Raw genomic sequence first — 17,612 nt, 5'->3', positions numbered from 1 at the left:
TGGAGCAACTGGAGCAACTGGAGCAACTGGAGCAACTGGAGCAACTGGAGCAACTGGAGCAACTGGAGCAACTGGAGCAACTGGAGCAACTGGAGTAACTGGAGTAACTGGAGTAACTGGAGTAACTGGAGTAACCGGGACAACTGGAGCAACTGGAGTTACCGGACCCGATGTTATTTCATCCCTTTTTGTTTTTGATACAACTGCACAAACAATTCCAATTGGTGGAAGCGTTTCTTTTAACACAAATGGTCCAATCTCTGTTCCATTTAGTCATGTAGCAGGTACTTCCATTATTACTATTGGAACTACTGGTCTTTATCTAGCTCAATTTCGCCTTTCTGCTCAGGAGAGAAATCAGTTTTCTTTCTTTTTAAACGGATCGCCTATCTCTGGAGGAAGGTATGGTCAACAGAGTAATAATAATATTAATTCAGGGATGGTTATTTTTAATGTAACTACTAGTCCCAGTGTTTTAACTTTAGTAAATAACAATTCTACTGGAAATATTGTCTTAGATCCAACACAAGGAGGTACTCTAACAGCAGATTCTGCTGCTATAACTATTTTAAAGTTAGTTTAAATGAACCTTCCTCCAGCTTCACTACCTTTCTTTGCTACGAGAGTAAGAGGGTAAATGACGGCAAACACTATAAAATATGTTTTCAGGCCGTTGGAGTCTATCATGAACTTAAAGAAGTTCGGTTGTTGGCTCATACAATTCGCCACACATTCGCTCGTATATGAAAGAGTGAAAAGACTCTTTGATCATAACGTATCGAAGTTAGATGTAAAATCATTAATAAAAAGGTTCAGGATGATATTGAAGAAGTTAAAAAGTATAGGCAATGTTTTGAAAGGGAGTTAGAAGAAGATCCGAATCTCTTTACGATAAAGGGGTAGTGACAGGGTTCGTGCCATAGACCGCAAGGTAAGCATAGAACCAGCAACCGGAGACTGAGGGGCAGTGGAACCATATAATGGAATCTATCTGACGGACTAGAACACGAACTGTCTCACTATCCTGACTAGAGCGATAATCGTTAGTAGGGCAAAACCAGCATCCGAATGACGAACCGTAATTTGACCAAGAAATGGAAAAAACGACTTGAGATGTGATCTGGACTCAAGTCGTTTTTGTATATGTTAATGAACGAGCTTTATAATTTGGATTCCATTCTAAGAGTGGAACGATGTTGTAACTTAAATAGGGGATATAAAACAATTCACCATTGAGAAACCAAAATCCATGGCTCCTCGCATCTACCTTGTTTGGATGGATGAAAGGTGCCAGGACGACCTTAGAGTAGGTCACTAGGTGCGACAGTTCATCGTCTTTTGGACTGAGTCCTCAGCCTATCGATTCGTTGGCTTCGGGGACTTTCGGTCCGATGTCCCTTGTTTCGGGCACGCTGTCTCTTGATGCGTCGAGTTCGCGGGCTTTCGCTCTTACGGCTGAGAGTCCCCGGCGACTGAACAGCAGATTCTTGCTGCTCAGGTCGATTGCAACCGAGAGCCAGCAGAATGATGAGGGCGAACAGGATAAGAGGCAATCCAACCATGACTTCCCTTAGGTTGTCCGTTATTGTTGCTGGAATTACTATACTCACAGATGAATGGAGATAGCAAGCAATAACTGATTTAATTATGAGCAATATTCGGTGAAGTTTTTTATGATTTATAGGGGGCAGAATAAGATAAGAATGGAGTGAAGGTACCTTAGATATTGCGATAACATGCTGTAGTAATTCCTTGTATCCTATTCTTGATGATTGGGAATAATTCTGTGAATTAGAACAACTGCCTTGACACCTGACTCTTTATGAAATCATAAACTATATGACAAAATATAAAAAAAGGAGGAAACCTATGTTTGCCACTCAGCGAAGAAAATTAGACTTAATTGCAAGAACTACCGCTCTCGTTGGATCAGCTTTATTTTTTATCAGCTCTATTCTCCTTTTTATCATATTTTCTTTAGAAAGAAGAAGTTTTGTATAGTCAGTAGGACCAGTCACAAATGTGAAGGAACATGGAGGTATCGTTTTATTTTGTGAAAAATATCGTTATAAGCCATATTAGATACAATAATAAAACACCAACTTAGATCAAGACAAAGATCAGATTGCTTGCGAAAGATAAATTTTTAACCACTCACACAAGTGGTATTCTTTATTCATATTGTCGAGGATGGTAATGTATATGAAGCTGACACCGAAACAGAAAGCCTTTTGCGATTGCGATCTTCAATCAGAGAATGCAACTGAAGCAGCAATGAGAGATAGGAAGACAGGCAAGGATGTTGAAAATAGTATACCAAGAGTATATTAAGCCGTTGATTTATCCACGATATGATGTTATCAAGCAAATCTATATTTACACATACCTAACCCCGACGAGCGGAAGACAACAACAATCACACTTCTCCAGTAAAAATAAGGTTTGCACAGCTCGATGGGGTTTTCTATCATCAAAAAATCAAATACAGCGCAGATCCCAATATTAAAATAGGAATAATAAAAAACAAGATCACGATCACTGTAGAATCGAAAGTTGAATGTCCATATCAATAACATATGAAAAACAAATATGCTGATATTATTACCAATATAAGACCAACCAATATTATGGAACTCAGCTCTTTGTTCATGTCAGACCCCTTTTTTAATAGATACAAATTATTCCCAATTTCATTATACAGCCCTAGAAGCTCGTACAACGAATAATATAGATCGGTAATGAAATTTTATCATTATTTATATTTTATCCATGCCATAGGTTAAATTAGGGGCTATTCTTCATATAGGTAGTTGATTGAATTGTTAGAATTTAAAAACAAGAGGACAACGTAACTGTAGGAGATTGATCGAGTGTGATTTATCATATGAATCACAAGATCAAGTGTTATTTGATGGTGTTATTTGTAGCGAATCGAAGCCAGTCGACCGATAAGCATATTAAATCGTTTCCATTAATTCGCAACTAGAAGCGAACTCAGAACGAACTAACATCTTGATTTAATCATGTTATGATGTTACTAAGAAAAACTATATATAAACAGCATCCAACGAGTAGATAAGATCAACCAAACACTCTGATTCCTATAGATCATTTGCTGGATGTTCACATTATCGGTCACATGATCGCTTTTTTTGTTGTTATGGTTTATACAAGTGTATAATAGCCATTAACGATATTTTAATTATTAGATACCTATGACATTATCTCGAATATAAAACACGCTCAGAACGGCGTATACTTAGATATATGTATGGTGTTCCAATCATCCGATTATGTAGAATACTAAGGATTTTATGTGGTATGAGATGATGATCAATGTTCTCAATATCAAAGGCCAAAACCTTTCGTAAGAATGCTTTTTTAGAGATTGTGTGAACGAAGAAACAAGAAATCACTTTGTACTACTGGATATAAACATTGAGGCATCTTGATTCATAAAAATACGTTTACCATGATAGAATGACTTAATTTTAATTGATTTAAATCCGACTTCGGATAATCTTTTTTTCAGTTCTTCATGCGAAAAACCGTTATGAACTTTCGGATGATTTATTTTATCGTTTTTGTCAAAATCAATAATAATTAGCTTGCCACCACTATTTAAAATGTTAAACAGTTCTTGTAAAATTTTTTTAGTATCCGGGATATGGAGAAGGACCAGGGACATGAATACTATGTCTGCCTTAAGTTCAGGAGTTTCTTGAGTAAAATCTGAATAAAGTACTTTTGTGTTGGTAATTCCTTTGTGGGAAATTTTAGCTTTCGCAACCTCCAACATTTGTTTTGATGAATCTATCAACAAAATAGAATGTACTAAATCTGATAATTCTAAACCAATTAGACCTGTACCACTTCCATAGTCTATTAAAGATTTGGATTTACTATTTTGTAGTTCTGGTTTAACTTCCTTAACTATGACCTTAGCTAATTCCATTCTTTCTTCTGTATCATATCTTTTTGCCATGTGTTCAAAAACGTTATTTTCCATATTCCACTCTCCTATGTATTAAAAATTAAAGCTACATAGTGGTCATTATAGCAGAAATCAAAACCTTGAGCGGTGATAAACCCTTTCGTATAGACTCTGATGGCGCGGAAAGTCTACATAAACAATCTTGTATAGGAGTCTTATGCATTGCCATAAACATAATAAAAAATAAACTCCCAAAACGAGAAAATTGAGCAATTTGCGCAAAATCTTTGTTTTGGGGTGATTTCCATTTCTTAACTTGGTGGGCATGTGGAAGTACCCCAAATAGGCCTGGAACCAGCAAAAGGCGACTGAAGAGCAATGAAAAATCATATAATGGAATCTTTCTGACGGATTAGAGCACCAAACCTGTCACTGTCCTTATAAGAAAAAACGGTTTCCACAAAGAAGAACCGTTCTTTCTATGTTAAAAGAGTGTATGCACTTCTTACAGGGGGGACTTGTTTTTGGATCATTATATTTTAGATATTTGATGACATGAATACAGAATATACAGCGCTTTGTGTAATATTTGGATTAGAATATAGCGATATTGCTTCATATCTTACAATTGGATCACCAGGAATGTTACTAGTCCATGTTACTGTGGCGGGTGCAAGGGTTTTCGTTGGGTTTAATACAAAAACGGGTTGAGGTCCTATATCGGTTGGTCGAATCGAAAAAATGATAGTTCCTGTAATAGAGGCAGTTGTGGTTAATGTTATAGTAGAAATAATATTAGTAGCGAGTGGAGCTGCAAGAGTGATGGGAACATCAAAGCACACTTGAAAAATAAACGTTCCTGGTTGTAAGTTATTAATATTAATAGAACCTGAAAACCCCACTATACTCCCCACTGTACCGGCTACTATATATGGAATAACATTAGATACTGCTCCAGGTGATCCAGCTATTCGTTGAAATCCGGCATTTGTCCCACCAAATAAAACAATTTTTGTTGAACTAGCAACAGATGGACCCGTAGCACCAGTAACTCCAGAGGACCCCGTAGAACCAGTCGCTCCAGTAACCCCAGTAACCCCAGTAACCCCAGTAACCCCAGTAACCCCAATTGTTCCAGTAGGACCAGTAGCACCAGTTTCTCCTTTTGAACCCGTTGGTCCTGTCGGACAATGGTTTGGTCATATAATCATCCGCTCCAAGTCCTAATCCCAGTATTTTATCTATTTAAGAGGATTAATTTGGAAGAAAAGGCTTATAGTTAACATAATTTCCGAAAACGCAAGGTATAGCAAATAAACAAGAGGATAGCAGATATTTTATTGGATAAACCACACAAATTAAGGTTCACTTTAAAGCATTTGCAGTAAAATCAGCAATTGAACGACGAACGTATTTTTCCTAACAAGGAGTAATCATATCATTTTCCCAATAACGGGAGGATGCTGCTGTGTCTTCGGGCAAAAATGGAACTCGTGTAACGGACTAGATCAGGAATTTTGTCATAAGACAAACCACATGATCTCTATGTATTTAGGAGATCATATGGTTTGTTATTGCTATTTATCATACGGAGTGAGGATACAACATCTTATGTCCTTTGTAATCGATGTTTTCATATAGCACAACACCATCGTCGGATGCTCTTTTATATAATGCTGCTATGATATATTATCATTTTAAATAAGTTGTGATTTATATAGGAGATTGGTTGTCTATGTTATATTGGGAGCATTCATAAATATTTTCAGAGGTGATAGTATTATGTTGACTTACGAAGAGATCAAAAGACTGATGAAAACGAGTATTGGTAGCAAGTTTCTTGGGAGAAAAGAAGTGAAAGAGCTGCCAAGTATCTTATGGGAGGATGAAATCCCAAAAAATTTGATCGGCGGGAACGGAGTATTAGTGGCAACGGATAGGCGTTTGATTTTTATCAAAAAGGGGATTTTCTCGCTTGAGGTTAAATATTTTCAATATGATGAAATATCTTACATGCAAGAATTTCCAGGGCTTATAACAGGGGAAATTGTTATTTACTCTGGTGAAGACAAGATGAAAGTTACAAATCTAGATAATGATATTTTTCCTATTTTTCTTGATCGGGTAGTAAATTACATCAACAAGAGATTAGAATCAAAAGCTACAAACGATCAGATAGCGTCACAAGACCAACCAGAAAAAGACGAGGACAGAACAGAGATGGTTATACGGCAATTAAAAGAGCTTGGAGAGTTGAAGGATCTAGGGATTTTAACAGAAGAAGAATTCCAATCAGAGAAAGCAAAAATATTAAATACAAAGTAAATGCCACTCATACGGGTGGTATTTTTTATGCTTAAAATTTGAAAAATGATCTATATGATAGGTCTAGAATATTCTTGGTCTCTCATCAAGACGATAAAACTTTCGCTTTCGACATGTTGCATCATCTAGCAGGGAAGTGATCATAACTCTCTATACGACTGAGAAAGGAATATTTGTCCAAAGTATGTGATAGTGACAGAATATCAGCCTATTGGAAACGAATTTTTTAAGAACCCACACCTTTTTTGGTAAATGACAATACAATAGCCATCTATTAGGTACTTTACCTAAACCCTTAACCTAAAAAGGACAATGATCTCCTGAAATTGACAAAATGAAATGAAAAGCGGGCCACAGTTTTCTGTTTTTCTAAACTTGCCTTTGTAAAGGAAAGTTTAGAAAAAATTAGTAATCTGTCTAAGTCAATTTTCTGCATTTTGTATATGTATAAAAGGGAAATTTACTGCATAATGGAGGATATAAGAAATGACATTGCCCATTCAAGGATCTCAAATCACCCCGCCTATTCCAAATAACGTTCAATCTGAATGTATTTGTGTGCCCAAAGTATATGATTTTGTGGTCTTTACAGAAGATATTAATGCTACCATACCATTACCTACTATCCCACCAGCAGGATGCCCAACTACTGTCACTGATATTACTTGTTCATTAACAACGGAACCGTTTTTCCCCATTACTTGTGTTACCAATGGTGTTTGTACGATACTTGATCGTCGTCCTGTAAATATCGATGGAATCAATGCAGCTTTAGTGAAATTAAGACAGGATATTCCGGTTGATGTAACATTTACTGGTACAGATGTTACAGGAGCACCTGCGACTTGTGTCATTTCTGTTTTAGTTCCTTTTATTCGTCAAGTTGTACTTTGTTTTCCACCTGAATTTACAAATGATAATGTAGTTTGCCGGATTATCAGTGGCGACTGTATCATTACGACTCCACCACCAGTTGGTGGCATCCTATTTCCTGCATCTGTAGGGTTGGAACTATTTGTATGTAAAGAGATTCAAGTTGTAGCTGCTGTTAAACTAGAGGTATTGGCAAAATTCTGCTCTCCACGTAATCCAATTGAGATTCCGGTAACCTCGGTTTGCCCTACGATTACATTCCCTGAACAATGTACCTTCTTTCCACCAGCCAGCTGTCAATGCCAGGGAATCCTTAGTGATGTAACTACTACTACAGCACAATCGTTCAGAGGAATTCCGAATGTTTCAGGAACGATTTCTGCTAATGTTCAAATTTGCAGCTCATGTAATCCGAATGATAGTTCCGGTACTCTCTCTTTTAGACCCGATGATCCAGCTCTCGAACCTTTAAGTGTGGCGCTTACAAGCTGTAATCCTCCATTTGACTGTACAGATGACCGTCTCTTTATCAGATGCGAGGGGATTGATTTAGCTACAGGGGAACAAGTTCTAATTCAGTTAGCACTTAATCAGGGTACTAACCAATTTGGAACCATCATAATTTCTAAATTCGGTAATACAATAGCTTTCATTGATAATGTTCCTGTTAGTCCAAGTGGAACTTTAGTCGTAGATAAATGTAGAACATTTTGATGTTAGATGGTTGTGGAAAAGGAAACGAACTCGTCTTGTTTTATGCATGGTATGTGTTAGTAAATAATCTAATATCATCTCCTTCAATAGCAGGGGTGATTAGGAATGGAAGCATGTGTCCCTCTTGCAATTTCCTAATGGGTCAAAGCTGGGTATCTTTCCAAAATAAAATGCATCAATTAATTTTAGATATGCTTATTTTCAGTATTTACCTAACAAATGGAAATTATTTAACTAGAACAATTGCAATCAGCAAAAGAAACCACCTGATCTCTAAGTGTTAAGAGGTCAAGTGGTTTCTTTTGAATTACTTTATAACACTAACAAATGAACCGAAATCATTCCATGAGTCTTTACCCAACTTCTTTTAAGTGGAGTTAGGGTATTTACTAGGCTTTAATAACCAATGATTCGCATTTCATTTTGAAAGGTGTTACTGGGTTTGTGGTAGCATCCTTTCTTTATGAATCGAAAAGCCATCTTTGAGGATTTTCTGAGAATAATTTTATGTAAATCAGACATGTAAAAAGATTTGAAAAATAGTAGTGAAACGCGTGTTTTTATGTACTATAATGTAAATAAAAGAACTTAATCAAATACCAATAAGATTATTTTAAATTTACCCCACAAAAGACTCTTGATACAGAGGTTATATTTAAATAAATCTGATATTATATGAGTGGGGATGAGAAAGTGGAATATTGTAGTTCCATTGATTTGATGTAATTATTATAACCTAGGGAGCCCGTTGCAGCTAGAAAGGAAAACATCTATGAAAACATTGACAATACTTTGTGAAGCTAATCCTGATACTGATAAGGAACATTTCATCCAACTATACAAGGAAGCATTTTTACCAGAGTCTATTAAGATCAATGGGGTTGTGAAGATCCAATATAGTGAGGTTAATCCAGTACAATCAGAGCTGTTTGAATTTACTTTGGGAAAGGATATTTTCTTTAGTATTACAGCTTATTTCCCGTCTTCTGAAGCTGTTGAGGCTATGATTAGTGATGAAAGAAGTGGAGAGTTGATTTCTGTATTTAACTCTTTAGGGGTAAAAGCTCATTGGTTTATAGGTGTCGAAGAAACTGTAACTCGATATCATTTCTAAAAATAGAATAAGGAAGTGAAGGTTATTCATCAACATATGGTTGTTCCCATCTCAGAGATTATTAAAAAGCTTTATATTCCATTTGACTTTCAAGAATGTGAATTTGGAATAGAAGCAGAAAAACATATGGATGATTGGGTAAGATATTATGGTTTTTTTGATAATATGGAAGATGAGCGGAAGTTTCAATCATATGGCTATAGTTGGCTAATGGTTTATGCTTATCCAAATGCTGGAAAAGAAGAACAGTTTATTGTTTCTGATTGGAATGCATGGCTTTTTTTACTTGATGATCTAAATGATACTTCAGAGATCGGACGGGACTACATAAAACTTCGCCACCGCTTTGATTATCTATTACAGCTGTTAATTGATCGAACCATACTATCGAGAGAAGCACAGGATCCTATCGCTGAATCAATGTGTGAACTTTGGAGTCGGATTTGTAAATACCAACCAGATGTTCAATGGCAAGGGCAATTTATTAATGGAATGAAGGGATATTTTGATGCTTGTGTCTGGGAATCTCGAAATCGCCAGTTTCAGATTATTCCCTCTCAAGAGGACTATATTCGCAATCGCCATTTTTCGGGAGCTGTATATCCTTCCATGGATTTAGGAGATATAACAGAGAAGATGGAAGTTCCGATTGAAATTAAAAATCATCCTGTTTTGAGAGAAATGACAGATTTAACTGTCATGCATATTACCCTTTGTAATGATCTCTTTTCACATGGCAAAGAGATTCTACAAGAAGAAGTTCATCATAACTTGGTTTTGCAAATTGTTCAACAGAATCAAGTCACAGTTGAAGATGCTGTTAACCAAGTAATTGAACGAGTGAATAGAATGGTAGAACGGTTTTTGATTTTAAAGAAAGAGCTACCTATTCTTGAATCAGGGATGGATCAAGATGTAAGTAAATTTGTAGGACTTTTACAATCTTGGATTAGAGGACATGTTGATTGGGTGGGAAAAAAGTCTCAAAGATATATAATAACCCGTGGTGCTAGTTAAATTTTACGAATCGTTTACATAACCCTACTTGAGGTCCAGACATTTTTACACAGATTTATAACATGAAGCAGTTATAATTCCCTTTTTTTCCAGAGTTGTTGTTAACAAAGAAAAATCGCTTATAGAAAATCTATAGAAAACTTACCACCTGAGAGGGTGGTTTTGTTATGTTTAGGGGAGTTGAAAAGGGTTATCAACTGTTTTACAAATAGGATCAAAAATTGCATTTTATATTTATTAAATATTTTATTAATTTGGTTCATCTTTTGAAACAATGATAAATTAATAATAAAGGGAACAAAGGAAGTGCTTGATCTACTGGAATGGACGCTATTGGTGTGAGAAAATCTTTAAAATAAAAAATGAATAGGAAGGATGTAGAGACATGAACGGTTCAAAAAATATAGGGCGAAATACCATACGACAGTATCAAGACAAAGATCGGGCAGCTTGTCTTTCTCTATTTGATAGTAATACACCTACCTATTTTGCGTCTGTGGAGCGTAAAGATTTTGTTTCGTTTTTGAATGATTTAAAATTTCCGTATTTTGTTATGGAAAATGATAGGGACACAGTTGTCGCCTGTGGTGGTTATGCCGCAGATAAGAATGATCAAGAAGTTGCTGTGTTATGTTGGGGGATGGTTCGACGGGATCTGCACTACAGTGGACTAGGCAAACAACTTCTTGTTGATCGTCTGCAGCGTATCGTAGCAGAGCAATTTTCTATCGTGGCCATTGAGACATCACAGTATAGCTGTGGATTTTTCGAACGATTTGGGTTCATTGTGAAGAAGATCGTCTCAGATGGATTTGCACCAGATATAGATCTTGTGAAAATGGAACTAAATCTTAACGACAAAACAAAATTACAGGAATTTCAACTTTAAGAACCATTCTCTAATAAAGGGTGGTTTGATTTTTACCAAAACAACCAATCGCCACCCCATAGTTGGATTGTATACTAGACCACTGGGGAGGGAGGAGGTTGGCAAAAAACCATCTTGGTGTTTATTTATTCATTAGATGTTTTGGGGAATTTGAATCTAGTGATATTTCTATTTCTTAACATGTGGTTCTCTATTTTTATACTTGTAAGGAGTAGCCCTTCATCAATTACTTCATGAACATTTCTATCCTCTTTTGTTCTTCTTCCAATAATCGCATATAAACACTCTGCTGATTAGGAGTACCAAACTTTTTGCAACACATATTTGCTTTTTTTAGTAGATTTAAAGGATGATTTTTGATTTGATTGAGCATGTTATTACCTTTATCAAAACTATTGAACGCGAGTTTTCTATTATTTTGTTCATCCAATCCAAGACATATATCAAACCAAGTTTCTGTTAACATTCGACCTAAGCCTATTTCCTTCCAAATGCTGAGTTCGTCAAGCATTTGATCCCATCTTTTCGCTGTTTCAAATGCGCGGATATAATCGTTACTAAGGCAGTATAGGATGGAAATAGAGCGGAGTGAAGAGACTTTATCTTGTGCACTCTTTGCTTTCTCAAGGTGTTTGCTTTGATAATAGATTGATTTTTCATAATCTTTAATGTCTTTAGCATAATGATACAAAGTCTGAGCATCTAACTGTTCTTCTTCCAACAAACGGAATAAGCGTTTCCCCTCTTCCTCATCTCCAAATTCGATTGCCCTACTAAATAAGGTTGTAGTTTCCTCCACCTCTATTCTGTCAGGAAACTCTTCTTTCATCCATTCCGAAAATTCTTCTATTTCATTTTCTGTATATATCTCTCGAAGTTTGTCCTTGTTTTTAAACAAATATAAATGATCTTCAGTGATTGTTTGATTTTCAAGATAATCACATGTAGCTTCTACACCAGCAGAAAAAATAAATTCACTACTATACCCACAATAGGTATCATAGTTAGCACATTTAGCCTTTTCAAATAACCATACATTTTCTGGTTCTCTAAATTTTGCAAGCAAATAAGAAAGGATGTTTAATGATTCTCCGATCCCTTGGTAAGGGGCGTTCATTCTATTTTCTATTTCTTGTTCCATCAAAAACTTTACAAGCTCTTTATCATGGGAGTTACCACTATATTGCAGTTCGATTGCAAGAGCATATCTCTTCAAATAGTTTGCATCTCCGAAATCATCATTTTCAGAATATACAAATACAAACTCGTTCCACATCTCTTTCGATTTCCTAATATGATTGAAATGATTTTTGATATCTTTTATTTCCATGATGGTATATCCTTTCTTTATTTGTAAGTGTGCAGAGTTGATCTTTTATTCATGGATTTTGTTCTACTGCCACAGCAACTAAATTATAAAAAACTGAATATTTTTCTATTTTTTCATTCTTCGCTTCTTAATGAAATTTATTATATAAAATGGAAGGATGATTAGTGCTATCGCATTGAAATAATTTCCATCTTTAAACGCGAAAAAAGCACCAACGATAAACAAAATGGTAATTACAAATCCAACAATAATTAATAGATAATTAATCCATTTTCTACTTCTCATATTATTCTTTCCTTCCTAGTATTTTGATAATACATATTTGAATATAATTATAATCAATTAGGTTAGGGGTATGCATCTAAAAAAGAGATATATGACTAATGGTAAATATTTACCTATTAATTGAAAGCTGATGAAACAAATTTCAAGAAGTTTTCTATGCAATATACTCTCATTTTTAATTCATCCTTCTTTATATAAAAAAAGCTACTGCATAAACATCTTTCGACATTTTTGAGCAGTAGTATCACTCTACAAGGTTTCTTATCTATTTAAGTTATTTTATCTTTCTTTTTTATACTATTTTTCTCGATTACAAACTCATTTTTAAGATTTCGTATACATCTTGTGGGGATACTGGCTGAAAACGACCTACCGTTCCTGATGGTGCAGCTTTTTCTGCCATGTCGGTCAATCTTTCCTCGTTGATACCATAGTCTGCTAAGCGATTGGGAGCCCCTATACTATTCCAGTATTCACGGAGTTTCTCAATTCCTTCTATTGCAATCTCACGATCAGACTTATTCGTACTATCTACTCCAAAAACACGAATAGCTAGTTGTTTCATTTTTGGTGTTGTGGTGTCTAAGTTGTACTTGATCCAGTTTGGGAAAATAATCGCTAAACCACCGCCATGAGGAATATCATAGACAGCTGAAACAGCATGTTCGATGCTGTGTGTACCCCAATCTCCTGTCATACCCATACTTAGCGTCCCATTTAATGCCATGGTGCCACAATATAAGATAGATTCCCTAGCCTCATAGTCTTCTGGATTTTCTAGTGCTCGGGGTGCTGCTTCTATAACGGTACGCAAGATGGATTCTGCAAATCTTTCGTTGAGTGGAACATTCGGAGCATGGCTAAAGTATTGTTCCAAAACATGTGACATAATGTCTACTGTCCCATATATGGTTTGATCTTTAGGTACAGAGAAAGTATGTACAGGATCTAAGATGGAGAATCGAGGAAATACAAAAGGAGAGCCCCATCCTATTTTTTCTTGTGTTTCCCAGTTAGTAATCACAGATCCAGCGTTCATTTCTGATCCCGTAGCGGCAAGTGTTAATACTGTTCCAAATGGTAATGCATCTGTGGCGTTTGCTTTTTTGGCAATGATATCCCATACATTGCCCTCAAACTTTGCACCAGCTGCAATAGCTTTTGTTCCATCTATTACACTACCTCCACCAACAGCCAGAATAAAATCTATTTGTTCAGCTTTGCAGATGTCTATTCCTTTTTGAACAGTTGTTAAACGCGGATTTGGTTCAACTCCACTTAATTCAAAGACAGTAGCATTTATTTCAGTTAATTGTTGTTGTACTTGATCATAGAGACCATTTCTTTTGATGCTACCTCCACCATAAACCAATAAAATTTTTGTTCCGTACGGCTTAATTTCTTTAGACAAAGCAGATAATTGATCACGTCCAAAGATTAATTTAGTTGGATTTTGATAAATGAATGGTTCCATTTTATTTTCACCTCTTTTTCGGATACCTATCATTATATCTCACCACTTCATCCTACAAAAATAAACAATTACTCATAATTTATTCAAAAGTTTGTTGGACGATAGTAGTATGAGATAATACAATTATATTCAAACAAATATTTGAATAAGGGAGTCTATCCTCTTGAGTAAAGATGTTTGTTCTACAGAATGTATAAATAAGGAAAAAGCCGCTAAAATGCGTGCTCGATTTAAGGAGGAAAATTTTCTAAGAAAGACAGATTTATACAAATCATTAGCGGATGCAAATCGACTGAAAATCGCTTATTCCCTTCTGTTAGAAGATGAATTGTGTGTTTGTGATATAGCGAATGTATTAGAAGTTTCTGTTGCTACAGCGTCGCATCATTTACGATTTTTACGAAAAAAAGGGTTAGCAAAACACCGGAAGGTAGGAAAGATGGTTTACTATTCTTTAGACAATGATCATGCAAAGCAATTGGTGGAATTAGCTTTTATCCATCGAAAAGAGGGAAGATGATGAGTAGAGATGAGCAAGTAGCAGTATATCGGATTGAAGGTCTCAGTTGTACATCTTGTGCAAAAAAATTCGAAAACAATGTCAATCAGATCGCGTCCGTGTCAGAAGCGAAAGTTAATTTTGGAGCAGCTAAGTTAATTGTAAATGGAGCAGCATCCATCCATGAATTGGAAAAAGCTGGTTCGTTTGATCATTTACAATTGGTCGCCGAACATGAGGAATTCAAAAAGAGATCTTGGTATCTACAAAGACATTATCAGCAACTTACCCTTGCTGCAGTTTTTCTTTTAGTTGGATTTGTTGTACAACTTCTTTATGAGGAACAAAATATTATCGGAATTCTCTCTTTCGTTCTTTCAACCCTTATTGGCGGAGTTACGCTTTTTTACGAAGGTTTTAAGAACTTAATTCGTTTTCAGTTTGATATGACGACTTTAATGACCATTGCTATCATTGGTGCTTTTGCAATAGGAGAATGGAGTGAAGGTGCAACTGTTGTCATTTTGTTTGCAATTAGTGAGGCGTTGGAACGTTTTTCTTTCGAACGTGCAAGAAGATCCATTCGTTCTTTGATCCGATTATCACCAAAAGAAGCACTTGTTGTCAGGGATGGTCAAGAGCAGTTTATTCCAATAAAGGAAATAAAAATTGGAGATATTTGTATTATAAAAGCAGGTCAACAAATTGCTGTCGACGGCAAGGTTATTCAAGGTACATCTTCTGTTAATCAAGCTGCGATAACAGGCGAATCTATTCCTGTTATCAAGTGTGTAGATGATGATGTTTTTGCAGGTACCATGAATGAAGAAGGTTATTTAGAAGTACAAGTAACCAAAACATCAGCAGATACTACCCTTTCCAAAATTATACAGTTAGTAGAAGATGCACAAGCAAATCGAGCATCATCACAAACTTTTATCGATCAATTTGCTAAATATTATACACCTGCTATTCTGATTCTTGCTATTTTGCTTGCCGTTGTTCCTCCTTTGTTTCATGATGATTGGATGACTTGGATTTACCGTGGACTTACTGTACTAGTAGTGGGTTGTCCTTGTGCACTTGTAGTTTCTACACCTGTGGCGATCGTAACGGCAATTGGTAATTCTGCTCGAAATGGCGTCCTGATTAAAGGGGGGGTTTATTTAGAAGAATTGAGCATGATACAATCGGTAGCTTTTGATAAAACAGGTACATTAACGAAAGGTGAACCTGCTGTAACCGATTATATTTCCTTGAATGAAGCCCGTCATTCCTCTGTTATACAAATTGCTGCCATACTAGAGAGTGGATCTACCCATCCTCTTGCATCTGCTATTCTTCGTTATGCTAAAGATCATCAAATAGAGCCAATGGTAAATCCTAGTTCGTTTCAATCGCATACAGGTAAAGGGGTAACCGGAATAATTGAAGGTGTGAAATACTTTTTTGGGAGTCCTAATTGGTTTGGAAAACGAGTAACGACAGAAATTTCAAATCAAATTGTCCCATATCAACAAGCAGGAAAAACGGTAATGCTTTTGGCTACTTCAGATGAAATACTTGGTGGATTCGCAGTTGCTGATCAACCACGAGAGGAAAGTAAGCAAATTATAAGAGAGCTAAAAGACATGGGTGTAGATCATGTGGTGATGCTAACAGGAGACAATCAACATACAGCACATGGTATCGCTGATAGATTAGGAATAGAAGAAGTAAAAGCGGAATTGTTACCTAATGAAAAACAACAGTATATACAACAGTTACGTAATTCCGGTATATCTATTGCGATGGTGGGCGATGGTGTAAATGATGCACCTGCTTTAGCTATTTCCAACGTTGGTATAGCGATGGGAGGTGCTAGTTCAGACACTGCCTTAGAGACAGCAGATATGGTTTTGATGGGGAATAAGTTAGAGAAATTACCATTTGCTATTCGCTTGAGTCGATTTACAAAACGTATTATTGGACAAAATATTACTATAGCATTGGGATTGAAATTGATTTCTCTTCTTCTCATTATCCCCGGTATGCTCACATTATGGTTAGCTGTTTTTGCTGATATGGGAGCAACTGTTCTGGTAACGTTAAATGCACTTCGTCTTTTACGTAGTAAATAGCTGTTTTCCTAAAGTGAAGTGATCTAAAAATACATCTAGATGCATAAAGCTGCTTTGTTCTTTCTTTGGGAAACATTTTCAACGGAGATATGATGAAAATGAAAGAGGACATAGTAGATGAAATTAGATTGGAAATCAAGTATTGTTGCGATCTGGATAAGCCTTATTAGTAATGTTTTTTTGACGATTGCAAAATTTATTGTTGGTGTGTTTTCGAAAAGCCAAGTACTGATCGCCGATGCGCTTCACAATGCTGGAGATGTAATTGCCACTGTTGCAACACTTACGTCATCAATGGTATCTAAAAAGCCTGCTGACGAAGAACATCCATATGGACATGGAAAAGCGGAAGTAATCGCGTCTTTAATTGTTGCCATTATTTTAGCAGCGGCTTCACTATATATGGTCTATCACTCTATTCTTGCACTTTTTGAACCCGCAGTAAAAGCAAGTTGGATTGCCTTGATTGCCGCTTTTCTATCTTTAATATGGAAACAAGGATTGTACCGATATTGTATCCGTTTAGGAGAAGAGCAAAAAAGTAAAGGTTTGATTGCGACAGCAAAAGATCATCTTGCTGATGTGTATGCATCTATTGCTGCCGTTGTCGGGATTGGTGCCGGACTGCTAGGCGATGTATTTTCTATAGAAATATTCAGATTTGGCGATCCTTTGGCAGGAGTTGTCGTCTCTTACCTTGTTCTAAAGTTAGCCTATGATATGGGCAAAGAATCCATTGGTATTTTGATGGAACAAAATGTGCCATTTCCAGAATTGATTCAATTTCATCATATTGTAGACACGATTCCTGAAGTGAAACGCATTGATCGAATTCGTGCACGCGAACATGGTCATTATGTTATTGTCGATATTCGAGTAAGTGTTCCCAATCAATTAACTGTGAAAGAAGGACATGATGTAAGTCGGAGAATCAAAGAATCCATTATAAAAGAAAATCCAAATGTAGAGGAAGTATTGGTTCATTTGAATCCTTGGTTTCCGGAAAAATCAGATGGAATGTAAAAAAGAACTGCTTTT

The 17,612-nt window shown here is 36.1% G+C and carries 13 protein-coding genes; 9 read left to right on the top strand and 4 right to left on the bottom strand.

Going from position 1 to position 17,612, the window contains the following annotated elements; all coding sequences use genetic code 11:
* Nucleotides 1-583, top strand: a 583-nt coding sequence (locus tag A3GQ_RS27735) for a hypothetical protein (RefSeq protein ID WP_028777388.1), incomplete at its 5' end; no start/stop codon positions are given.
* Nucleotides 584-3,412: 2,829 nt separating this feature from the next.
* On the opposite strand, the gene A3GQ_RS0112845 is transcribed toward A3GQ_RS27735, so the two are convergent.
* Complete coding sequence (locus A3GQ_RS0112845; RefSeq protein ID WP_028777386.1) at nt 3,413-4,009, bottom strand: class I SAM-dependent methyltransferase; 597 nt, start codon at nt 4,007-4,009, stop codon at nt 3,413-3,415.
* Between the two features lie 464 nt (nt 4,010-4,473).
* Nucleotides 4,474-4,848, bottom strand: a complete 375-nt coding sequence (locus A3GQ_RS28055) for a hypothetical protein (protein ID WP_156877705.1) — start codon at nt 4,846-4,848, stop codon at nt 4,474-4,476.
* A gap of 868 nt (nt 4,849-5,716) precedes the next feature.
* On the opposite strand from A3GQ_RS28055, the gene A3GQ_RS0112830 reads away from it, so the two are divergent.
* From A3GQ_RS0112830 to A3GQ_RS0112810, 5 genes are all read left to right on the top strand, one after another.
* Entirely contained in the window at nt 5,717-6,259 is a 543-nt protein-coding gene (locus A3GQ_RS0112830) for a PH domain-containing protein (protein ID WP_028777383.1), read from the top strand.
* Between the two features lie 486 nt (nt 6,260-6,745).
* The gene (locus A3GQ_RS25725) at nt 6,746-7,846 is read left to right on the top strand and encodes a BMQ_0737 family morphogenetic spore coat protein (RefSeq protein WP_051271723.1); all 1,101 of its coding nucleotides are present in this window, start codon (nt 6,746-6,748) and stop codon (nt 7,844-7,846) included.
* 772 nt (nt 7,847-8,618) lie between these two features.
* Nucleotides 8,619-8,960 (top strand): hypothetical protein, encoded by a 342-nt coding sequence (locus A3GQ_RS0112820; protein WP_028777382.1) that lies wholly within the window; start codon nt 8,619-8,621, stop codon nt 8,958-8,960.
* A 15-nt stretch (nt 8,961-8,975) separates the two neighbouring features.
* Nucleotides 8,976-9,977: a terpene synthase family protein gene (locus A3GQ_RS0112815; protein ID WP_156877704.1), complete on the top strand. Its 1,002-nt coding sequence runs from the start codon at nt 8,976-8,978 to the stop codon at nt 9,975-9,977.
* Between the two features lie 385 nt (nt 9,978-10,362).
* Nucleotides 10,363-10,866, top strand: coding sequence for a GNAT family N-acetyltransferase (locus A3GQ_RS0112810; protein ID WP_028777380.1), 504 nt, complete (start codon nt 10,363-10,365; stop codon nt 10,864-10,866).
* 226 nt (nt 10,867-11,092) lie between these two features.
* On the opposite strand, the gene A3GQ_RS0112805 is transcribed toward A3GQ_RS0112810, so the two are convergent.
* Both A3GQ_RS0112805 and A3GQ_RS0112795 read right to left on the bottom strand, forming a co-directional pair.
* Nucleotides 11,093-12,196 (bottom strand): hypothetical protein, encoded by a 1,104-nt coding sequence (locus A3GQ_RS0112805; RefSeq protein WP_028777379.1) that lies wholly within the window; start codon nt 12,194-12,196, stop codon nt 11,093-11,095.
* A gap of 595 nt (nt 12,197-12,791) precedes the next feature.
* The gene (locus tag A3GQ_RS0112795) at nt 12,792-13,955 is read right to left on the bottom strand and encodes an iron-containing alcohol dehydrogenase (RefSeq protein ID WP_028777377.1); all 1,164 of its coding nucleotides are present in this window, start codon (nt 13,953-13,955) and stop codon (nt 12,792-12,794) included.
* 163 nt (nt 13,956-14,118) lie between these two features.
* Between A3GQ_RS0112795 and A3GQ_RS0112790 the strand changes: the two genes are divergently transcribed.
* From A3GQ_RS0112790 to A3GQ_RS0112780, 3 genes are all read left to right on the top strand, one after another.
* Entirely contained in the window at nt 14,119-14,475 is a 357-nt protein-coding gene (locus tag A3GQ_RS0112790; protein ID WP_028777376.1) for an ArsR/SmtB family transcription factor, read from the top strand.
* Complete coding sequence (locus A3GQ_RS0112785; protein ID WP_028777375.1) at nt 14,472-16,574, top strand: heavy metal translocating P-type ATPase; 2,103 nt, start codon at nt 14,472-14,474, stop codon at nt 16,572-16,574. Before A3GQ_RS0112790 ends, A3GQ_RS0112785 begins: the two co-directional genes overlap by 4 nt.
* A gap of 117 nt (nt 16,575-16,691) precedes the next feature.
* Nucleotides 16,692-17,597 (top strand): cation diffusion facilitator family transporter, encoded by a 906-nt coding sequence (locus A3GQ_RS0112780; RefSeq protein ID WP_028777374.1) that lies wholly within the window; start codon nt 16,692-16,694, stop codon nt 17,595-17,597.
* The last annotated feature ends 15 nt before the right edge of the window (nt 17,598-17,612 follow it).

It is taken from the genome of Shimazuella kribbensis DSM 45090 (genome assembly GCF_000428065.1).
Classification (GTDB): Bacteria; Bacillota; Bacilli; order Thermoactinomycetales; family Thermoactinomycetaceae; genus Shimazuella; species Shimazuella kribbensis.
Note: the sequence above shows the minus strand (reverse complement) of the source record. Positions and strands in the feature narration are given on the sequence as shown.